Source organism: Thiorhodospira sibirica ATCC 700588 (genome assembly GCF_000227725.2).
Lineage (GTDB): Bacteria > Pseudomonadota > Gammaproteobacteria > Ectothiorhodospirales > Ectothiorhodospiraceae > Thiorhodospira > Thiorhodospira sibirica.
The window spans coordinates 2,846,138-2,865,868 of the sequence record NZ_MU255056.1 but is presented as its reverse complement, the minus strand read 5'-3'; the positions used below and the strand labels follow the sequence as shown (position 1 = coordinate 2,865,868).

Sequence of the window (19,731 nt, the reverse complement as noted above, 5' to 3'; positions counted from 1 at the left end):
GGCGTGGGTCGCAAGGCCCACCTTAGCAGGCCCTTGTGGGCAGAGCCTCACGGCCCGGCAGGTGGAAAGCCTGTACTTTCTCAATCACGCACGACAAACGGAGGACGCGAACAGGGCTGCGTGATCGTGCGACGCACGGTGCAAAAGCCCTCTCTGGCATGAATGCCGGAGTCTCTCGCGCAAAAAAGATGAAAGAAAGCGTCCTAGATGTACTCATGTATCTTTTTGAAAACTATGCAGATGAGGACACCGAGCTGGAACCTGATCGCGAGCAGCTGCAACACCGCCTTGCAGAGGCCGGTTTCCCTGACCGGGAGATTGACAAAGCCTTTGACTGGCTGGAAAACCTCGCCAATCAAGCGGCGCAGTTTGACAGTGATAGCAAAAGCCAGGCGCTACGCATTTACAGCGTCCAGGAAATGGAGCGTCTTGACGCCCAGGCGCGTGGTTTTTTATTGTTTCTCGAACAAAACCGTGTATTGAATCCCTTGATGCGCGAATTGGTGATTGATCGCGTGATGGATCTGGAAACCGATGATTTTTCGCTGGATGAACTTAAATGGGTGGTGTTGATGGTGCTTTTCAATCAACCGGGACAAGAAGCCGCCTATAGCTGGCTGGAAAGCATCATGTTTGAAGGTCCACCGGAATATCTGCATTAATTCAGGAATAGCATGACTAAACATCTGGTCATCGTTGAATCGCCCGCGAAAGCCAAAACCATCAAAAAATACCTGGGCCCTGACTTTGAGGTCATGGCCTCATATGGACATGTGCGTGATCTGATCCCCAAGGAAGGGGCGGTTGATCCAGATCACGGCTTTCGGATGCATTATCAACTCATCGAGCGCAATGCCCGTCATGTCGATGGCATTGCGCGTGCCCTGCGCAACGCCGATACCCTGGTATTGGCCACTGACCCGGATCGCGAAGGCGAGGCCATTTCCTGGCATTTGTACGAATTGCTCAATGAACGCGGCCTGCTCACCGACAAGCCCGTGGTGCGCGTGGTGTTTCACGAAATCACCCAAAAGGCGGTGCGTGAGGCGATTGCCAAGCCGCGTGATCTCTCCATTGACCTGATCAATGCCCAGCAGGCCCGCCGGGCGCTGGATTATCTGGTGGGCTTTAATCTCTCCCCGTTGTTGTGGAAAAAGATCAAGCGCGGACTTTCTGCCGGGCGCGTACAAAGCCCGGCGCTGCGCATGATTGTGGAGCGTGAAGAGGCGATTGAGCGCTTTGTCAGCCGCGAATATTGGCACGTCACCGGGCAGTTGACCCAGCAGACGCAGCCCTTCACTGCCCGTCTGGCGGTGTTTGCCGGGCGCAAGCATGACCCCTTCGACATTCCCAATGAATCCCAGGCCCATGCGGTGCGCGATACCCTGCACGCGGCGGCACAGGGGCAATTACACGTCGCCCAGATTGAAAAAAAGCAACGCCGTCGCAATCCTGCCCCCCCCTTTACCACCTCCACCCTGCAACAAGAGGCGGTGCGCAAGCTGGGTTTTTCCGCCAGCCGGGCCATGCGCGTGGCCCAGCAGCTGTATGAAGGAATTGATCTGGGCAGCGGGGCCACCGGCTTGATTACCTATATGCGTACCGACTCCGTGACGCTGGCCGCCGATGCCATCACCGAACTGCGTGAGTTTATCGCCCAGCGCTACGGCAAAAACCATTTACCCGCCCAGCCGCCCCAGTATAAAACCAAGGCCAAGAATGCCCAGGAGGCGCACGAGGCTATCCGCCCGACCTCCGCACTGCGCATCCCTGAAGAGATCAAGGCGCATCTGAGCATCGAGCAATACAAGCTCTATGATCTGATCTGGAAACGCACCGTCGCCTGTCAGATGATCCACGCCACGCTCGATACCATCGCCGTCGATCTGGCCACGGCGGATAGCCTGCACGTTTTTCGCGCCAATGGCTCGACCCTGCGCGATCCGGGCTTTATGCAGGTGTATCGCGAAGGCGTGGACGATACCCCCGAGGAAGGCGATGAGCGCCTGCTTCCTGCCTTCACCGAGGGCGATGCCGTCCCCTTGCAGGAGATTGCCTTAAGCCAGCATTTCACCGAGCCACCGCCGCGCTATTCCGAGGCCAGCCTGGTCAAGGCGCTGGAAGAATACGGCATTGGTCGGCCCTCGACCTATGCCAGCATCATCTCCACCCTGCAACAGCGCGAATATGTGGACATGCCCAACCGGCGCTTCGTGCCCACGGATGTGGGGCGCGTGGTCAACAGCTTTCTCACCCAGCACTTTACCCAATACGTCGATTATGATTTCACCGCACATCTGGAAGATGAGCTCGACGAGATTTCACGCGGCGAAAAAGACTGGATTCCGGTCATGGAGCGCTTCTGGTTCAGTTTCCGTGACCGGGTTGAAGAAAAAGAGGCCTCAGTATCACGCGAACAGGCGGTGCAGGCGCGCGAACTCGGCCTGGATCCCAAAAGCGGCAAGCCGGTCAGCGTGCGCATGGGGCGCTATGGACCGCTGGTGCAGATTGGCACGAAGGACGACGAAGAAAAGCCCCGTTTTGCCAGTCTGCGCCTTGGTCAAAAGATGGACACCCTGAGCCTGGAAGAGGCCCTGGAGCTGTTTAAATTACCCCGTGCGCTGGGCCATACCCCTGAGGGCGAGCCGGTGAGCGTGAGCATCGGGCGCTTTGGCCCCTATGTGAAATTTGGCAGCCGCTACGCTTCCATCAAAGGTGAGGATGATCCCTACACTATTGAACTGCCGCGAGCCCTGGAGCTGGTGGAAGAGAAAAAACAACTGGATGCCAGCCGCTTTATCAAGGCCTTTGAGGCCGAAGGCATTCAGATCCTCAATGGACGTTTCGGGCCGTATGTGACCGATGGCAAGAAAAATGCCCGTGTGCCAAAGGATCGCGAACCGGCAGCGCTCAGCCTCGAGGAATGCCAGACCCTGCTGGCCAATGCCCCGGAGAAAAAAAGCCGCAAGGCCGCTGGCAAAACCAAGCCTACCAAGGCCGCCGGCGCAGATGGCGTAGACGCCCAGAAAAAACCCAAAAAAGAGAAAAACCCCAAAAGCAGCACCGCCAAAACGCGCAAGGCCACCAGCGGCGCCAAAAGTGCAGCGGATAAACCCAAGAAGGCCAAAGCCAAACCCAAAAAAGCCGCCAGCCCGCGCAAAAGCAGCGCAAAAGGCAAAAAATCGGCGACCGATTCCAACGCTAACGTCTCAGGGTAGACCTCATCATGGCCCGTTATCTGCGCGATCCGCAAAAAGCCGCCGCCATCCTGCGCTTTGGGGGCATTTTGGCCTATCCCACCGAGGCGGTGTATGGCTTGGGCTGTGATCCCATCAATGCCCAAGCGGTGCAACGCCTGCTGCAGATCAAAGGCCGCGAGGTTGAACAGGGGCTGATTCTGATTGCCGCCGAATTGAGCCAGCTCAGCCAGTGGCTCAACCCCCTGCCAGCACAACGCGAGGCCGAGGTGCTACAAAGCTGGCCGGGCCACGTCACTTGGTTGTGGCCGGCCAAGCCTCAAACCCCGCACTGGCTCACCGGCAAGCACAGCGCTCTGGCGGTACGGATCACCGACCACCCCACCGCCCGCGCCTTATGCAGCCACTTCAACGGCGCGCTGATCTCCACCAGCGCCAACCGCCACGGCCAGCCGCCCGCTCGCAGTGCCGAGGAGGTCGAGCGAGTGCTCGGTAAATCCCTGGATGCCATTGTGGACGCCCCCCTCGGGACACGCAGCAAGCCCTCTGAAATCCGCGACGCCCTCACCGGGGCGATCCTGCGTCCTGGCTAAGACTTGAGCTGAGATCGGGCACGCCCTGCTGCATCTCCAGCAGGCGCTGTAGGCCGATACTCAGTTCGGCAAAGGCCTCGGCATATTCGGCCAGCTCCTGCTGCAACGCTTCCGGGCGCAGGGCCGGATTTTCATAGATGTGCTTTTCTATGGCGCTGGCGACGCTAAACAGCCGGGTCGCGGAGATGTTTCCGGCCATGCCTTTAACACTGTGGGCGATCTTTTTGATGTCCTCCAGATCCCCGCGTTCTACCGCCTCTGCCATCAGCTCGCGTTTTTCCAGAAACAGCGGCGCAATATCGTACAAAATATCCCGATATAACAAGGCATCCTGGGCAAAGCGCTCAATGCCTTCCTGCAGATCCAGACCCGGCAGCGGCTCAGGAAATAAGGCCTGATGTTCCGCCGTAAGTCCTGGTGTCGGCGTTTGCACGACCACCGGGATAGCGGCCAGGTGCGGCGAATCCGGTGGTTTTGCGGCTGAGCGGCAGGCAACGGGTTCCAGCCAGCGCAGTAAAACCTCACTGAGTACATGAATATCAATGGGTTTGGCGATATGGTCGTTCATGCCGTGCGCCAGGCATTTATCGCGTTCGCTTTGCATGGCGTGGGCGGTCATGGCGATGATGGGCGTGTCGCGAAAGGCCGTCTGGGCGCGCAGCATTTGGGTGCATTCATAGCCGCTCATGCCGGGCATTTGAATGTCCATGAGAATGACATCCACGCCCCCCTGTTCGGCCAGCATCTGCTGGGCTTTGGCCAGCGCCTGCGGGCCGTCATCTGCCACCTCGGCGCTCACACACAGGCTGTTGAGCATCCCCAGTGCCACCTGCTGATTGACCGGATTGTCATCGACCAGCAACACCTTGGCGTTACGCACGCAGGCATGCTGGCAGGCAGCGCAGTCTGAGCGCGGCAACTTTAGGGTGCTTGAGGTGAGATGCTGCGGTATTTCATCGGTCAGTTGCAGCGGCAGAATGAACTGAAACTGACTGCCTTTGCCCGGCTGACTGTGGACGCGGATATGTCCACCCATCAGGTCGATCAATTTGCGACAGATGCTCAAGCCCAGCCCGGTTCCACCATAGTGACGGCTGGTGGAACTGTCCGCCTGCGTGAACGGTTTGAATAACTGGCTGATTTGCTCGGCGTTCATCCCAATCCCGCTATCCGTGACGCTGTAGCATAATTCAACGATCTGCGCGTACTTGTCCGTGTGGATGCTGAGGGTATCAAGACGGCGCACTTCAAGGAGGACGCGCCCTTCTCGCGGGGTAAATTTTAAGGCGTTGCTGAGTAAATTGAGCAGAATCTGGCGCACTCGCAAAGGATCACCCAGCACCACGCAACGCGCCGCTGCGCCCATCTGCAGATCCAGGTGAACGCCTTTTTCCTGGGCCAGAAACTGCATCTGCGCCATGACATCATCGACCACCTCGCAGACACTGAAGGGGACTGATTCAATACTCAGCCGCCCGGCCTCGATCTTGGAAAAATCCAGCAGGTCATTGATGATCCCCAGCAGGGCCTTGGCGGCGTGATCGATTTTGCCCAGATAATCCCGCTGCTGGGCATTGAGCGGAGTTTGCAAGGCCAGCCAGCTCATGCCGATAATGGCATTCATCGGGGTGCGGATTTCATGGCTCATATTGGCGAGAAATTCGCTTTTCATGCGATTGGCCTGGGTGGCCTTATACATGGCCAGACGCAGCGCGTCTTCCTCGGTCTTGCGTCGATAATAGACAACCGCCAGCCACACAAACAGCAGCAGAAAGGGGATCACTACCAGCAGTAACACCAGCACCGTCTGATAAAAATTCTGCAGCGCTGCCGCCCGCTCCATGTGTACCAGCACCGCCACCGGATACAGTGCAGACACCCGATACGACGATAAAACGGCGCGCTGTGCATGGTTCTGCTGGCTGAAACTGCCGGACAGATACTGTTCAAAATTCTCCAGATGCCCGGCGAGCGAGATCAACGATCCAGGGCGTTGTTGTGGATCTGTACTAAACAACAAGATGCCGTCAAGGCGCACGATATCCACGCTGCCTTGGTGGGTAGAAAAGCTTTGCTCGATGTGATCAATAAAAAAATCCGGATTGATGGATGCCAGCAGCGTGCTCAGACCAGAGCCTTCGCTCAAGACCTGACTGACCGGGATAAACGACAGATCTGTCCCGGCGAGCGGCTGTTGCGGGGTGACAGGGTATCCTGAATGCAGATCGCGCCCCGCCCAGGGCGTACCAATGCGCAACACCCCCTCACGCTGGGTCAGCGGCAAAAAAGCGTCGGTATTCAGACGAAGTCCAACGGCCTGCTCGTTTGAGCTGAGCACGATCTGTTCATGTTGCAAAAGCGACAGCGAACGCAGAAAGGGGGTATGGCGGAGGGCGGCGTTAAAGCTTTGCTGGATGCCATCAGTAGGGAGTTTTTCGGCATCCTGAGTGTAGAAATAGACGGTGTTCGCAGCCAGCAGCTCAGTCACCTTGAGGGTCTGGGTCACAAAGTCTTCAAAACTGCGCGCATGAGTTTCGACGACGATGAAACTGTTATCCAGGGCATCCTGATACAGCTGGTACAGGGCAAAAGCGGCAATGAACAGCACCAGCGCTGCAAATGCAGCCACTGCGGCGATATACAGGCGCACAGCCGAGCCGATGGGTTTGGACATCGCTAAAAAAACACGCAGGACATAGGTAATCCCGTCAGGATATGTGCGGCATCCTGTTCCTAAAAACCTAAACAAAGTTGCTTATGCGATTTTTAGGCACTTCGCTCTCCGTTGATAGCGCCCCGAAGGGCGAGCAACTGGAGTCCTGGTTGAGCAGTCCCAACCGAATGGCCGGTCAACACCGGCAACATGGGCGGTTTCAGCCGTCGAAACCCAGCTTGCGCCATAAAAGTGGCCTCGGCGTTCATCCTGAACAGAGAACAACTTTGCGATTCGACTTCGACCCCGACCATGGAACGCGAAACCTTCGCGCTTGTAGATAACCTATCTACAATGGAGAATTATGATAAACAATGAAGAAAAAATCAAGAACTTTTTTTTGCTCCCGATGTCGCGGTGGCGACGGCCAAAAGCCGCCGCCACGATGTATTAAGTATTAACGGTTAACGCAAAAACGGTGACCAGGCGGGTTCACGCACCTCGCCTTCCTGCGAGAGCAGGCGCTGATGCACCCGGCCGTCCTCACTGACCGCAGCCAGTACCCCGCGCCCTTGTTCAGAGGTGGCGTAGATGATCATGCTGCCATTGGGGGCAAAGCTTGGGGATTCATCCATGCGTCCCTGCGTGAGCATCCGCGCTGCCTGTGTGGCACGATTGAGCGCCGCAATGCGAAAACGCCCGTCATCACCATAGACAAAGGCCAATGTGCGCCCATCCGGGGCAATATCCGCCGCGCCGCTGTAACGTCCTTCAAAGGTCAGGCGACGCGGTTGGCCGCCATCAATGCCCACCTCATAAAGCTGCGGATTGCCGGCACGATCCGAGGTAAAAATGATCGAGCGGCCATCAGGTGCCCATACCGGTTCAGTATCAATCGAACGGGTCTGGGTAAGCTGGCGCAACTGGCGGCTGGCCAGATCCAGCACATAAATATTAGGCTCGCCATCTTTGGATAGGGCCAATGCCAGACGGCGCCCATCGGGTGACCACGCCGGAGCACCGTTGATGCCGGGATGACTGGCTACCAGCGTGCGGGTGCCGCTGCTGATGGTCTGTATATAAACCTCGGAGCGCCGGTTTTCAAATGACACATAGGCAAGGCGTTGCCCATCCGGCGACCAGGCGGGCGACATCAGCGGTTCAGTGGAGCGAAAGATGGTGCGCGGATTATGCCCGTCGGCATCGGCAATCTGCAGGGTAAACTGGCGCTGGGTCGTGCTACGGGTGGCGCTGACATAGGCAATCTGGGTATCAAAGGCGCCGCGTTTGCCGGTGATGCGCTCAAAGATCAGATCACTGATTTTATGGGCGGTACGGCGTAACTCCGCACGGGTACTGGGAATCGCATACCCGGCCAGCGATTTTTCCGTCAGCGTATCAAACAGTTCAAATTCCACCTGATAGCGCTCGGCGCCGCTTTGCTGGATGCGCCCGATGACCAGATATTCCATGCCGCGATCCCGAAACACCCCAAACTGGATGTCCTGGGCCTGGGTGGGACGCTGCGGCATGGCATTGCGCGCCAATGGAGAGAACTGGCCACTGCGGTACAGGTTGGTACTGATGATCTCGGCCAGGTCCTCGCCCGGCGGAGGCGCACCTGCCGTCAGGCCAAAGGGCGCGATGGCAATGGGCATGGCGCCCTCGCGGCCCTCAGTAATGCGGATCTCCAGCACCGCCTGGGCAATACCGGGTAGCCACAGAATAAGTAGCAATAACAAGGGGATACGATACAGGCTCATGGTGTCGATTCAATCGGTTAAGGTTCAAAGGTAAAACGAATCTCGCGACTAAACAGCGCGGGATCGGTCGGCGTAGGCAAGGGCTCTGCCTTGCGCACGGCAGCTTCCACGGAACGGCAAAACAGCTCATCGCCAGTACAACTTTCCAGACGCACTTCCTGGATATACCCTACCGGAGTCTGACGCACAAAAACAGTGGCTTTATAGCCCGAGCGATACGCCGGTGGCACCACCCATTGACGTTGTACAGCGGCCCGCACCGCACCGATATACTCAGCCAACTGGCGGTCACGCAGTTGTTGCGCCCGTTGGGCGGCAGCCTGGGCCTCGCGTTCCTGCTGGGCGCGGCGCTCGGCTTCCTGGCGTTCGCGTTCCTGTTGGGCACGCTGCGCCGCTGCCTGGGCCTCACGTTCCTGCTGGGCCTTGCGTTCCGCCTCCTGACGTTGGCGCTCTTGCTGCGCTTTGCGTTCTGCTTCTTGGCGCTCGCGCTCCTGTTGCGCCCGTTGAGCCGCCGCTTGAGCCTCACGCGCTTGCTGGGCCTTGCGTTCGGCCTCCTGACGCTGGCGCTCTTGCTGGACGCGGCGTTCGGCCTCCTGCTGACGCTGGCGTTCCTGTTGAGCACGCCGCTCGGCCTCCTGGCGTTCACGTTCACGCGCCGCTGCCGCTTCACGTTGCCGCTGTTCCGCCAGACGCTGCTCGTTAGCCTGACGATCAAACTCGCGGGCGTCAATCGCCACGGCCTGAATCACTTCACCCGGCGGACTGAGCGAAACCTCCAGCGGGGTGCTCGGCGATTTAAAATGAAAATTCATCCCCAGCAGGACAAAAAACAACAGATGCAAGGCCACGACCACCAGGGCCACGATGGGATGCGCACGCAGATCCTGCCACATGGACTTATCTCTACGGTCCGCTCGGGTCAGTCATCAGGCCCACACGCTCAATGCCGGCTGCCTGTACCGCCACCATGGCATCGATCACCTGCCCGTAATCCACATGACGATCACCACGCACATACACCGGCGTGTCCGGGCGCGCAGCCAGCAAGGCGGCGACCTGTGCGGTCACTTCGCTATAGCCCAGGGTCAATCCCACCCGCGCTCCCTGATTGAGACTAAACTCACCGTTGCGTGACACCGTGACGATAATCGGCTCCCCTTTTTGGGAATCTGGCAGCGGGCTGGCATCGGCCTGCGGTAACTCAACCTCAACGCCCTGCTGCAACAAAGGCGCAGTCACCATGAAAATGATCAGCAGCACCAGCATCACATCAATAAACGGCACCACATTGATTTGCGACATCGGCATCCGCCGATGGCCGCGCCGGGACGAGGCACTCATCGCAGCGGCCACCCGTTAATAAATACGCGCATCATCAGGCTCCGGCCTCCTCTTTTTGCAGGATTTGCCGTTGCAGCAATCCGGTAAATTCCTCGGAAAAATTCTCATAGCGCACCACCAGACGATCCACATCATTGCTATAGCGGTTATAGGCAATCACCGCCGGAATCGCCGCAAACAGGCCCAAGGCAGTGGCAATCAGCGCCTCGGCAATCCCCGGCGCGACCATCGCCAGCGTCGCCTGCTGTGCCCCGGACAGGCCGATAAAGGCGTGCATGATGCCCCACACGGTCCCAAACAGGCCGATATACGGACTGGTGGAGCCGACCGTGGCCAGAAAGGGCAGATGGCGGTCGAGTTGATCTGCCTCACGCGAAATCGTCACCCGCATGGAGCGCAGCGCGGTATCGGTGATGGCCAGGACCACATCACGCGGTTTGCGCACCCGCAAAAACTCCTTAAAGCCGGCGGCAAAGATATGTTCCATCGCATTGGCCCCACCGCGTCGGCGGATGCCCTCATACAACAGTGCCAGATCAACCCCCGACCAGAAACGCTCCTCAAATTCATCCGCGCTGGCATGGGCCTCGCGCAGGGTACGCCATTTCAGCACAATGGCGACCCACGATAAGACAGAGGCCATGACCAGCATGATCATCACCAGCTGCACAATAAAACTGGCTTCAAGAATCAGGCGGGTTAAGGATAAATCAACACTCACAACGTCGGTTCTCCCAGGTATGGAATGCGTCGAGGATGGGGTCAGGAATGGGGCAAGGCGTCATATTTTTTGCGGCAAGACAGGCTATCTTAACCGTAGCGCGTGTCAAGAGGCGCGGATAAGACGCACACTTAGACTGGATTTGCTGGGAAAACTCCATGCTTGCCCGGCGAATTTTCAGCGCCCCCACACGCACACACAACTGATCATCCAGCCGCGCCGGATACAGATAATCCACACTCAGGCGGTGTACTGCAAACAAAATCCCGCGCTCGCGCACCAGTGCCTCCTGCGCATAGCCTAAAGCCCGCAGCCATTCGGTGCGGGCGCGCTCCATATAATTGAGATAGGTGGCGTGATACACCACCCCACCGGCATCGGTGTCCTCATAATACACCCGCACCGGCCAGCAATAGCCGACTGATGCCTCCACATCGCCCACCACTGGCGGGCATGAGCTGCACGATTCATGCATAAAAAACGATTCTCACAGTAAAATTTGGACAGATCAGCGTCTCGCGCAACCACCAGACACACCGCACCGGGCTTAGTGCTTTAGAAAAAATGCCAGAGTAGTGAGCGCACCGATCACAATAATGAGGTTACGCAATAACACCGGCGACAGGATACGTCCCACCTTGGCCCCCAACAGGCCGCCCACGGTGGCTGCCACCGCCATGAACCACACAAAATAGCCCTCCACCAGACCGCCCAGCAGATAAATCAGCACCGCAATCAGGGTCAACACTGCAGACAGCAGGTTTTTCAAGGCATTGGCCTGCAACAGATTGCTCACCCCTAACAGGCGCAACAGAGCCAGGATGATGATCCCCATCCCGCCGTTGAAATACCCTCCGTAGGCACTCACCCCCACCACGCCCGCCCCGGCCAGCGAAGGATTTGCCCGGTGCTGCGTATGCTGGCTCAGACGCCGCTGAATCCACGGGCCACTGGCAAACAACACCGTCGCAAATAACAACAGCCACGGCACAATACCGCGAAAGGCCTCATTGGAGGTCAGCAGCAACAGACCCGCGCCTAACACCCCGCCCACTAGCCCCAACACCACCAATAACCACACAGACACCCCCGCCGAGGAGCGCATCTGATCACGCAAGGCCCAGGCACTGGCCAGATAACCGGGCAACAGCGCTGCCGTCCCCGTCGCATTCGCCATCACCGGCGGCACCCCCACCCACACCAGCGCCGGTAGGGTCAAAAAACTCCCCCCCCCCGCTAAGGCATTAAGCATCCCGGCAACAAAGGCCGCCGCACACACCAGCATGATATCCAAGGCGATGATCCTGAAACAATTTTAAGGAGGGAGATGAATAACGGATGTGGTCTAGCCCTTAGGGCCGGACTAAAAAAGCGGATAGTTTAAACGCTGGCCGCGTTGTGTGCATCTAATCCTAATGATGCCGCCACTTGGCCAGGCCCACGTCACCCCTTGCGATTTGCCAATGATGCCGATGCAACGGCGTGCCATGCCTGTTTAAAGCCGCCGTGTGACACATTGCAGCGATGTAGCAAAAAACATGCGATATACTGCCTCCTCGCATAAGGCTTTGCTTTCGCTTGCATCGGAGCGCGCCACTGATGGTACGCAACTCACCCATGTGCTCATAATTATGAATACGTGCTGCACGGTATCCAGATAAGACCGTTTGGCTGGGTTTGCATGTTCATATTGCATCTATTTTATTACGCAATTAAAAAATTGATTTTATTTTAATTTTATTTAAATTGCGTAAAATCATTGATAATGGGGTTAAATGTCTTATGACGTTCACATTTGAACGCCCACGCCTGGTGTTTCTGATTTTACTTTTTCTGTCAGCCTGTTATAGTACGAGCAGTCTCTGGGTATCCACCGCCGGGGCACAAGAAAACCTTGACCCCTTAGTGATTGCAGGCGCCTCAACCTTGCAACCAATATTGGAGCACCTCGCCCCAGCCTATCAAGCACACACCGGGCAAGCCTTGCAAATAACTGCAGGAGGAAGCGGGGCGGGCATACGTCAGGTCATGGAAGAACACGCCCATGTGGGCATGGTATCCCGCGCATTAACCACAGACGAACAGGCCGCATTGACTCATGTCACCATCGGTTTAGATAGCCTGGTTTTTATTGTCAATGCGCAAAATCCATTGCCAGGCATAAACCGCGAAATACTTCAAGAACTGTATTCCGGACGCATCAGTCATTGGCAAAGCCTCTGTGACTGGGATCAGGCTGTTGTTTTAATCAACAAAGAAATCGGACGCGCAACCCTGGATTTATTTGAAGATTACAGCGGGCTTCGCCACCCGCAACGCGGCTCTTCCTCTCATCCTCGCATTAGTCAACAGGCCATCGACATCGGCTCAAATCTGGAAAGTCTAACCCTGGTGGGTGGTTTACCAGGTGCTATCGGCTATGTTTCGATGGGTAGCGCCTATGCCATGATTGATGCGGGAATGCCGGTGCGTGTCCTGCCTTTAGAGGACCAAATGCCTAATGTGCAAGCAGTGAGCTCAGGCATCTATCCCATTCAGCGACAGCTCAATTTAGTCTACAAAAGCCCAACCCCTGCCATTACCGCATTAATTCAACAGGCCCTCTCATCGCATGGCCAGCAGTTAGTCACTGAATTTGGATTTATTCCTGTGCAATGAGATAACTTCATGAAACTCACTCTACAAAAAAAGATCTTAACGCCATTCTTTGCGCTAACGCTGATGATTTTTTTCTTTATGGCGTATCTACATCATGCCTTGAATGTAGAAATTTCTCGCATCAGCACAGAACAGCGTCATTTTTACTCCATTGAAGAGGCCATTAACGCAATCTATCGTGATGTGCAAAGCGGTATTCTCACCCGTGACGAAAACTATGCCATTACCGCTGCGCGAACTTCTGTAGACTTGTTTGAACAATTTGAGCAGCTTTCAAAAGCATATCCAAAATCCACGGCTCACTTGCAACAGGCCTATCTTGAATATTTTACCAGATTAGTGTCCGTGACTTCATTGTTTTTGGAAAATCGCACTCTCGAAGCACGCCAGCGCCTTGTAGAAATTGATAAAATCTTTGTCCGCATACAGGGCGATATGCACACCGTCAAAACGCAGCTGGAGGATACCCAGCAACAGATGACAGACCGCATCAACCAGCTGATTTTTATCTTTTCCGGATTAGTGATTGTCGTGCTTTTATTGCAATGGTTTTCGATAACTTCTTCCATTCGACCAATCAAGGCATCAAGGACAGTGCTAAAAGCGATTACCGCCGGTGATCTGACCTTGCGGCTGCCTATAAAAAACCGTGACGAAATCACTGAGATGATGCATTCATTCAATCAAGTGGTTGCCCACTTGCAAAGCCTGATTACCCGATTAACCCATAACGCAGACACCCTGGCCACTGCGGCGACAGAATTATCCACAGTCAGTGCGCAAACCACCGATCACCTGCACGCTATGTCAGAACACACTGCAAGCGTAGCCAGCACAGCCAAACAATCCAGCGCAGATACACAGGAGGTTGCCAAGGGCATGGAACACGCAAATGCCAACCTTCAATCCGCCGCCACTGCCACAGAGCAAATCAGTGCCACCATTGGCGCGGTGGCGCTGAATACAGACAAAGCCCGCCAGATTACGCAAGATGCCGGTAACCGGACAACGGCAATGAGCGCCCTGATGGAAAAACTTTCGCAAGCCGCCGCAGAGATTGGGGAAGTCACTGACACGATTACCCGCATTTCCTCACAGACCAATCTGCTGGCGCTAAACGCAACCATCGAGGCGGCAAATGCAGGCGATGCTGGCAAAGGCTTTGCCGTTGTGGCCAAGGAAGTCAAACAACTCGCTACGCAAACAGCACATGCAACCGATGATATCAAGCAAAAAATCCACAGCGTACAAGACTTTGTCGAACAGGCAACGACCGACATCAGTACCATCACGCAGATTATGACCGAAATGAATCACCTGGTCATAGACATCGCCTCCGCCATCGAAGAACAAACCAGCGTGACCCAAAATCTCGCCCGCCATGTCGCTCAAATCGCTTTTACCGTCAGTGATGCCAATCAAAAAACCGCTAAAACAGCCGCAGCATCACAGGATATGGCCGTAAATATTAGCCAGGTTGACACCGCTGCCAGCGAAATAGGCTGCAGCAGCAAACATATACATGACAGCGCTACTGAACTGGCAAAACTTGCCGAAGAAATCAAAACCGAAATCCGCCAGTTCAAAGCCGCGTAACTGAAAATACCCCGAACAAAGCGGTAACGTTCAGATGGGGCTTTGCAAGCGCCAAGCCCCACGAGTAATCATTAGCTTGCTTAAGCCAGCATCTGCTGACCCAGATCGCGGATCTGCGTCTGGAAGGCGGTTTCGCTGTTCGCCTGCCAGCGGTCATGCTTGACCTTGAACTGCCAGAAACTGTCGTTGACCTTTTTCACCAGCGGGTCTTCCTTTGCTTTGCTATTGAGAATGTCGCGGGTCGCCTCAAACAGCGCCCGGATAATATCATCTGGCAACGGCTGGAAAATCACCTTATGGTTATTGATCAGATCATCGAGTGCCTCGCTGTTGCGTCCTTCCAGCCAGGCATGAGAAGTGATATTACAGGCTGCGGCTGCATTGCGCATGATCGCCTGCAAATCCTTGGGCAGGGATTCCCAGGCCGCACGATTGACAATCACCTCGGTACTGGTGGAAGGCTCATGCCAGCCGCTGGAATAATAATATTTCGCCGCCCGATGCAGGCCCAGCTCGCGGTCGGCATACGGCCCGACCCATTCCGCCGCATCAATGGCACCGCGCTCCAGCGCTGCAAACACCTCACTACCCGGTAACAGACGCGCATTCGCCCCAACGGCGTTATATACATCCCCGGCCAGCCCCGGAATGCGAATATTTAAACCCTGCAAATCCTTCAGACTTTCCACCGGACGGCGGAACCACCCTACCGGCTGCACCCCGGTACAGCCCACCAGCAGCGGCACCAGATTAAAAGGCCGGTAAACCTCCTCCCACAGGGCATAACCACCCCCTTCATTCATCCAGGCGTTATACCCCTGAAAGGTCATACCAAAGGGCACCGTGGTGAAATACTGCGCGGCAAAGGATTTGCCCGACCAGTAATAGGCACAGCCATGATTAAGCTGCACCTGACGCCCGCTGGATACCGCATCAAAGCCCTCAAAGGCTGGAATCAACTCCCCGGCAGCATACACCCGAATGCGGATACGCCGGTCCGACATCTCCTCCACGCGTCGGGCAAAATCTGTGGCACTGCCCGGCCCGGTCTGAAAAAACGGCAACCCTGGTGGCCAGGTGGTTGTCATCCGCCAGTTAAAGGTCTCCCGCGCCGTGACAATCGCCGGTGCCGCCAACACCCCGGCCCCTGCCGCCACCGAACCTGCTTTCAGAAAATTACGTCGATTCATCGCCATCGCTCAACTCCGTTCAATTTTCGTATATAACGCGCACATTGCGCTTGATTATTCGGCATTTTCTGCCGTGATCAGTATACGAAGGCCACACCCAGGACGCCATCCTTTTACCTCCAGGACCACCACCCTGGGAGCGCGGAGCACCCGTTCCGCATGAAGTAGCGGCGGCTTCCCTGCCTGCCGAAAAGTACGCGGCGCAAGCCGGCAGCCGTCGCTTTTTTAGAGCAGCGTCTGGAAGATGCTGCCACACTTTTATGCTGTGCTAAATTGTGTCGTCACAAAATCCTCACCCGGATCGCCATACAGCGGATCTGAGCCACCGCCAGGAACAAAGCCGCGTTCTTGGCATAGCCAGTGGCAACCGCTAGGTGCGGGGTTCTGGCATTATCTTTTTTCATGCAACACATCATCGCACAATGCGTAGCTATTTGATTGCCGGGTTAATAAGATGCAAAACACGATTCTCGTTGATCTGCCAACCGGCACCTTGCACCTGCGGCTTGAGCACAGCGACTCGACGTACACCGAGCTGATGGACTTTGCCGCCCGGGCGAATCCCAAACGGGCGTTTTTGTTTCTCAGTAAAGTCCTTGGCAAGCACTATCCGTCGCGTCCCAGTGCGATGGCCGGGGTACACCAAAGGCTGGCGGCAAGCGTGCCGCATAGTCATGCGCCGGTGGTGTTCATCGGCATGGCAGAAACCGCGACCGGGCTTGGGCAGGGCGTGTTTGAGGCCTGGATCAGGGCGCATCCTGGGCAGGCGGCGCTGTACTTGCAGACAACCCGCTACCGCATTCAGGGTGCAAAGTGTCTGTTATTTGAAGAATCCCACAGTCATGCGCCCCGGCTGTTTTTGCACCTGCCGCCACGCGCCGAGACGATGGCGCTGCTGCAAGCGGCTCGCCAGGTGGTGCTGATGGATGATGAGTTGAGCACCGGCAATACCTTTATCAATCTGGTCGAGCGCCTGCGCGCCGTCATGCCCGTACTGACTCAGGTGCATCTGGCGACAATCGCTGATTTCACCGGCAGGGAGTGTCGGGCAGTGCTCGCTGAGCGCATGGGCTGTGCGTGTTCCATCGGAGCGCTGCTGCGCGGTGCGTGGCGCTTTGCGTACAGGCCTTCGGATTCTCTTGCATCGTTTTGCGTCCCCAGCGCGGCCCAATGCGCCGTGGGTGCGGAGGTATGGCTTGATGATACCGGTTACGGTCGTTTGGGACGCGATGCCTGCGTGTCCTTGCCGCGGGCACTGGTTGAGCGTCTAGCGGGTGAGTCCATCGAGGGCGGCACCTTGGTGTTGGGTACGGGTGAATTTATGCACACGGCCTTCGTGCTTGGTCAGGCGCTTGAGGCATGCGGTGTAGATGTGCGCGTACAGTCCACGACCCGCTCACCGATCCTCAAATGGGGCGCTGTTCGCCATATTTTGCCGGTGCCCGACCCTTACGGCGAGGATATCCCCAATTTCATCTATAACGTTCATCCAGGGCAGTATGCTCGCGTCTTGATTTGCCACGAAACCCCGCCCAATGCGCACCTTAGGCAGTTGGCGCAGCGCCTTCAGGCGCGTCTGATTCACTTTCAGGCACATGATGAGGCGGAAGAAATTCCTGTTTAGTGATTTCGATGGCACACTGTTTTAATCTTAGGGGCAGCCCAATCAGTCAGTCGTGGGGGAGGGTGTGATGTTTAGCGGTTCCTATCGCCCCGATGATGTTGAGTTTTTGCTCAAACCCATCCAGATTGAGTACATGAGCGACCTTGCACTCAAGGAATCGCTCATCCAGTCAGGTGCGCGACATTACAGTGAGATGCTCTCGCCGGAGACGCTGCCTTCCAGGCACTATCTCGCACTTTTTCACCAGGCACACCAAGATAACCGCGAGCAGCTGGCGGGCGACTGTCTAAAGCTTGCCTACCTGCTCTATCACCGATATGGCGCAGACCTGACCCTTGTTTCTCTGGCACGGGCGGGTACACCCATCGGCGTGATTGTGCGCCACTTGCTCTCCCGGCTGTATGGCATCAACGCGGCGCACTACTCAATCTCGATCATCCGTGACCGAGGCATTGATACAGTGGCGCTGAATGAAATCCTCTCCAGAGGCCATCGGCCCGAGTCAATGGCCTTTGTCGATGGCTGGACGGGCAAAGGGGTTATCAGCCAGACGCTGACCAGCGCCATTCAGGCATACAACCAGCAGGCGCATACCGCCATCGCCCCTGGGCTGAATGTCTTGACCGATCTGGCGGGAACCGCTGCGCAGGCAGCCTCTAGCCACGATTATCTGATTTCATCTAGTATTCTCAACGCCACCATCAGCGGACTGTTGAGCCGCTCCATCCTCAATGAGGCCATTGGCCCAAAGGATTATCACGGCTGTGTTTTCTTTAGCGAGTTCGCCGCTGAGGACCTGTCCCGGTGGTTTGTCGATGATGTGGTGGCTGCGGCCATGGCGATTTTTGAACGTGAGGGCATCTCCAGTGTGCCGGTGCGAAGCCGCGAAGCCCAGGTGGCGATTTCGCAGGCCTATATGAAGGCTGCCATGGCGCACTATGGCATCTCCGATGCAAACCTCATCAAGCCCGGCATTGGCGAGGCGACACGGGTGTTATTGCGCCGCATGCCGCAGTGCGTGATTGTACGCAATACGCATGATCGCAAGGTTGCCCATCTGTTGGCATTGGCCGCTGACAAAGGGGTGCCCGTCGAAATGACACCCTCCCTACCCTACAACGCAGTTTCCATTATCAGGAGCAAAAAACAGTTCTTGATTTTTTCTTCATTCTTCATCAAAATTCCCTACTGTAGATAGGTTATCTACAAGCGCGAAGGTTTCGCGTTCCATGGTCGGGGTCGAAGTCGAATCGCAAAGTTGTTCTCTGTTCAGGATGAACGCCGAGGCCACTTTTATGGCGCAAGCTGGGTTTCGACGGCTGAAACCGCCCATGTTGCCGGTGTTGACCGGCCATTCGGTTGGGACTGCTCAACCAGGACTCCAGTTGCTCGCCCTTCGGGGGCGCTATCAACGGAGAGCGAAGTGCCTAAAAATCGCATAAGCAACTTTGTTTAGGTTTTTAGGAGCAGTGTTTGTGACGCGTGATGCCAATGAACTGGGTGCCAGCCTTTACATGCCTGCCACACGCGGCGATCTGCTGGAGGTCGTGCGCGGCGAAAAACTCACACAGGTGCGCTCGATCATCTTCTGTACCGAAGACTCGGTGAATGAGCGCGACCTGAGTGCTGCCGTTGAGAACCTGCGTGTCCCCCTGGCGGCGCTGCGCCGCACAACACAGCAAATGCGCTTTGTCCGGGTGCGTAATCCGGACGTGATGCGCCAGTTGCTGTGCCTGCCTGGCATTGAGGAACTGGATGGCTTCGTGCTGCCCAAAGTGACCCGTAGCGTGCTGTCTGAGTACCTGCATCTGCTGCATGGCAGTGGACACCTGCTGATGCCCACGCTCGAAACCCGCGAGGTGTTTGAAGAACAGGAGATGATGGCGCTGCGTCGTGCCTTGGAAAAAGACGGCGTGCAGGAGCGCGTGCTGGCGCTGCGCATCGGTGGCAACGATCTGCTGTCGATTCTGGGGATGCGTCGGCCTCGGGGCCGCACCTTGTACCAGACTCCCTTGGGCCCGGTGATTGCGCGCTTGGTGACAATCTTCAAGCCCAGCGGCTTTAACCTCAGTGCCCCGGTCTTTGAGTACCTGAGTGATATTGTGACTCTGCAGCGTGAAGTCGAAGACGACCTGGCACATGGTTTGGTCGGTAAAACCGCAATCCACCCTGATCAGGTGCCATGGATTCATGCCTGCTACCGCGTACATGCGGCGGATATGGAGATGGCCGAGCATATCCTGCGTGATGACGCCCCGGCGGTATTCCGAATGCATGATGCGATGTGCGAAGCCTCCACTCATCGAAATTGGGCACAAAACATCCACAAGACCGCATCATGCTTTGGCTTGCAACAAAGCGATACAGCGAATTCGGTAGCGGCCTGATCTCAATA

At 56.4% G+C, this 19,731-nt stretch carries 17 protein-coding genes; 8 read left to right on the top strand and 9 right to left on the bottom strand.

Features of this window, described 5'->3' with window-relative positions; translation table 11 throughout:
* The first annotated feature begins 188 nt into the window (after positions 1-188).
* From THISIDRAFT_RS13225 to tsaC, 3 genes are read left to right on the top strand one after another with little or no spacing between them, the layout of a single operon-like run.
* Entirely contained in the window at positions 189-662 is a 474-nt protein-coding gene (locus tag THISIDRAFT_RS13225) for a DUF494 family protein (RefSeq protein WP_006787028.1), read from the top strand.
* A gap of 12 nt (positions 663-674) precedes the next feature.
* Positions 675-3,218: a DNA topoisomerase I gene (locus tag THISIDRAFT_RS13220; protein ID WP_006787029.1), complete on the top strand. Its 2,544-nt coding sequence runs from the start codon at positions 675-677 to the stop codon at positions 3,216-3,218.
* An 8-nt stretch (positions 3,219-3,226) separates the two neighbouring features.
* Positions 3,227-3,790 (top strand): L-threonylcarbamoyladenylate synthase type 1 TsaC, encoded by a 564-nt coding sequence (gene tsaC / locus THISIDRAFT_RS13215; protein WP_006787030.1) that lies wholly within the window; start codon positions 3,227-3,229, stop codon positions 3,788-3,790.
* Here tsaC and THISIDRAFT_RS13210 read toward each other — a convergent pair.
* The 7 genes from THISIDRAFT_RS13210 to THISIDRAFT_RS13180 all read right to left on the bottom strand — a co-directional run bounded on the left by THISIDRAFT_RS13210 (position 3,762) and on the right by THISIDRAFT_RS13180 (position 11,553).
* Positions 3,762-6,464, bottom strand: a complete 2,703-nt coding sequence (locus tag THISIDRAFT_RS13210; RefSeq protein ID WP_006787031.1) for an ATP-binding protein — start codon at positions 6,462-6,464, stop codon at positions 3,762-3,764. The genes tsaC and THISIDRAFT_RS13210 overlap by 29 nt on opposite strands.
* A gap of 443 nt (positions 6,465-6,907) precedes the next feature.
* Positions 6,908-8,206 (bottom strand): Tol-Pal system beta propeller repeat protein TolB, encoded by a 1,299-nt coding sequence (gene tolB, locus THISIDRAFT_RS13205; protein ID WP_006788586.1) that lies wholly within the window; start codon positions 8,204-8,206, stop codon positions 6,908-6,910.
* Between the two features lie 17 nt (positions 8,207-8,223).
* Positions 8,224-9,099, bottom strand: a complete 876-nt coding sequence (gene tolA, locus THISIDRAFT_RS13200) for a cell envelope integrity protein TolA (protein WP_006788585.1) — start codon at positions 9,097-9,099, stop codon at positions 8,224-8,226.
* 10 nt (positions 9,100-9,109) lie between these two features.
* Positions 9,110-9,547 (bottom strand): protein TolR, encoded by a 438-nt coding sequence (tolR, locus tag THISIDRAFT_RS13195; protein WP_006788584.1) that lies wholly within the window; start codon positions 9,545-9,547, stop codon positions 9,110-9,112.
* Positions 9,548-9,581: 34 nt separating this feature from the next.
* Positions 9,582-10,268, bottom strand: coding sequence for a protein TolQ (tolQ, locus tag THISIDRAFT_RS13190; RefSeq protein WP_006788583.1), 687 nt, complete (start codon positions 10,266-10,268; stop codon positions 9,582-9,584).
* Positions 10,258-10,743, bottom strand: coding sequence for a tol-pal system-associated acyl-CoA thioesterase (gene ybgC / locus THISIDRAFT_RS13185; protein ID WP_006788582.1), 486 nt, complete (start codon positions 10,741-10,743; stop codon positions 10,258-10,260). The genes tolQ and ybgC overlap by 11 nt, the downstream gene beginning before the upstream one ends.
* A gap of 72 nt (positions 10,744-10,815) precedes the next feature.
* A complete protein-coding gene (locus tag THISIDRAFT_RS13180) occupies positions 10,816-11,553 on the bottom strand; it encodes a sulfite exporter TauE/SafE family protein (RefSeq protein WP_006788581.1) in 738 nt (245 codons plus the stop codon).
* Positions 11,554-12,014: 461 nt separating this feature from the next.
* On the opposite strand from THISIDRAFT_RS13180, the gene THISIDRAFT_RS13175 reads away from it, so the two are divergent.
* Together THISIDRAFT_RS13175 and THISIDRAFT_RS13170 are read left to right on the top strand one after the other, a co-directional pair.
* A complete protein-coding gene (locus THISIDRAFT_RS13175; RefSeq protein WP_139064089.1) occupies positions 12,015-12,926 on the top strand; it encodes a substrate-binding domain-containing protein in 912 nt (303 codons plus the stop codon).
* Positions 12,927-13,004: 78 nt separating this feature from the next.
* Entirely contained in the window at positions 13,005-14,522 is a 1,518-nt protein-coding gene (locus tag THISIDRAFT_RS13170) for a methyl-accepting chemotaxis protein (protein WP_159098541.1), read from the top strand.
* 80 nt (positions 14,523-14,602) lie between these two features.
* Here the strand turns inward: THISIDRAFT_RS13170 and THISIDRAFT_RS13165 are convergent, their stop codons facing one another.
* The gene (locus THISIDRAFT_RS13165; RefSeq protein WP_006788577.1) at positions 14,603-15,718 is read right to left on the bottom strand and encodes a TRAP transporter substrate-binding protein; all 1,116 of its coding nucleotides are present in this window, start codon (positions 15,716-15,718) and stop codon (positions 14,603-14,605) included.
* 275 nt (positions 15,719-15,993) lie between these two features.
* Complete coding sequence (locus THISIDRAFT_RS15075) at positions 15,994-16,116, bottom strand: hypothetical protein (RefSeq protein WP_256439205.1); 123 nt, start codon at positions 16,114-16,116, stop codon at positions 15,994-15,996.
* Positions 16,117-16,166: 50 nt separating this feature from the next.
* On the opposite strand from THISIDRAFT_RS15075, the gene THISIDRAFT_RS13160 reads away from it, so the two are divergent.
* The 3 genes from THISIDRAFT_RS13160 (at position 16,167) to THISIDRAFT_RS13150 (ending at position 19,723) form a co-directional block, all read left to right on the top strand.
* Positions 16,167-17,336: a phosphoribosyltransferase domain-containing protein gene (locus THISIDRAFT_RS13160; protein WP_006788575.1), complete on the top strand. Its 1,170-nt coding sequence runs from the start codon at positions 16,167-16,169 to the stop codon at positions 17,334-17,336.
* Positions 17,337-17,403: 67 nt separating this feature from the next.
* Positions 17,404-18,534 carry a cysteine protease StiP family protein gene (locus tag THISIDRAFT_RS13155; RefSeq protein WP_006788574.1) on the top strand — a complete coding sequence of 377 codons (1,131 nt, stop codon included), beginning with the start codon at positions 17,404-17,406 and terminating at the stop codon, positions 18,532-18,534.
* A 277-nt stretch (positions 18,535-18,811) separates the two neighbouring features.
* Complete coding sequence (locus tag THISIDRAFT_RS13150) at positions 18,812-19,723, top strand: HpcH/HpaI aldolase/citrate lyase family protein (RefSeq protein WP_006787493.1); 912 nt, start codon at positions 18,812-18,814, stop codon at positions 19,721-19,723.
* Positions 19,724-19,731: the final 8 nt, after the last annotated feature.

Excerpts from the sequence above, each read along its gene's own strand:
- ybgC (WP_006788582.1), bottom strand. The coding sequence starts at position 10,743 with ATGCATGAATCGTGCAGCTCATGCCCGCCAGTGGTGGGCGATGTGGAG.
- THISIDRAFT_RS13165 (WP_006788577.1), bottom strand. The coding sequence starts at position 15,718 with ATGGCGATGAATCGACGTAATTTTCTGAAAGCAGGTTCGGTGGCGGCA.
- THISIDRAFT_RS13225 (WP_006787028.1), top strand. The coding sequence starts at position 189 with ATGAAAGAAAGCGTCCTAGATGTACTCATGTATCTTTTTGAAAACTAT.
- THISIDRAFT_RS13160 (WP_006788575.1), top strand. The coding sequence starts at position 16,167 with ATGCAAAACACGATTCTCGTTGATCTGCCAACCGGCACCTTGCACCTG.
- THISIDRAFT_RS13210 (WP_006787031.1), bottom strand. The coding sequence starts at position 6,464 with ATGTCCAAACCCATCGGCTCGGCTGTGCGCCTGTATATCGCCGCAGTG.
- tsaC (WP_006787030.1), top strand. The coding sequence starts at position 3,227 with ATGGCCCGTTATCTGCGCGATCCGCAAAAAGCCGCCGCCATCCTGCGC.
- tolB (WP_006788586.1), bottom strand. The coding sequence starts at position 8,206 with ATGAGCCTGTATCGTATCCCCTTGTTATTGCTACTTATTCTGTGGCTA.
- THISIDRAFT_RS13220 (WP_006787029.1), top strand. The coding sequence starts at position 675 with ATGACTAAACATCTGGTCATCGTTGAATCGCCCGCGAAAGCCAAAACC.
- THISIDRAFT_RS13180 (WP_006788581.1), bottom strand. The coding sequence starts at position 11,553 with ATGCTGGTGTGTGCGGCGGCCTTTGTTGCCGGGATGCTTAATGCCTTA.
- tolA (WP_006788585.1), bottom strand. The coding sequence starts at position 9,099 with ATGTGGCAGGATCTGCGTGCGCATCCCATCGTGGCCCTGGTGGTCGTG.
- THISIDRAFT_RS15075 (WP_256439205.1), bottom strand. The coding sequence starts at position 16,116 with ATGAAAAAAGATAATGCCAGAACCCCGCACCTAGCGGTTGCCACTGGC.
- THISIDRAFT_RS13155 (WP_006788574.1), top strand. The coding sequence starts at position 17,404 with ATGTTTAGCGGTTCCTATCGCCCCGATGATGTTGAGTTTTTGCTCAAA.
- THISIDRAFT_RS13170 (WP_159098541.1), top strand. The coding sequence starts at position 13,005 with ATGGCGTATCTACATCATGCCTTGAATGTAGAAATTTCTCGCATCAGC.
- tolR (WP_006788584.1), bottom strand. The coding sequence starts at position 9,547 with ATGAGTGCCTCGTCCCGGCGCGGCCATCGGCGGATGCCGATGTCGCAA.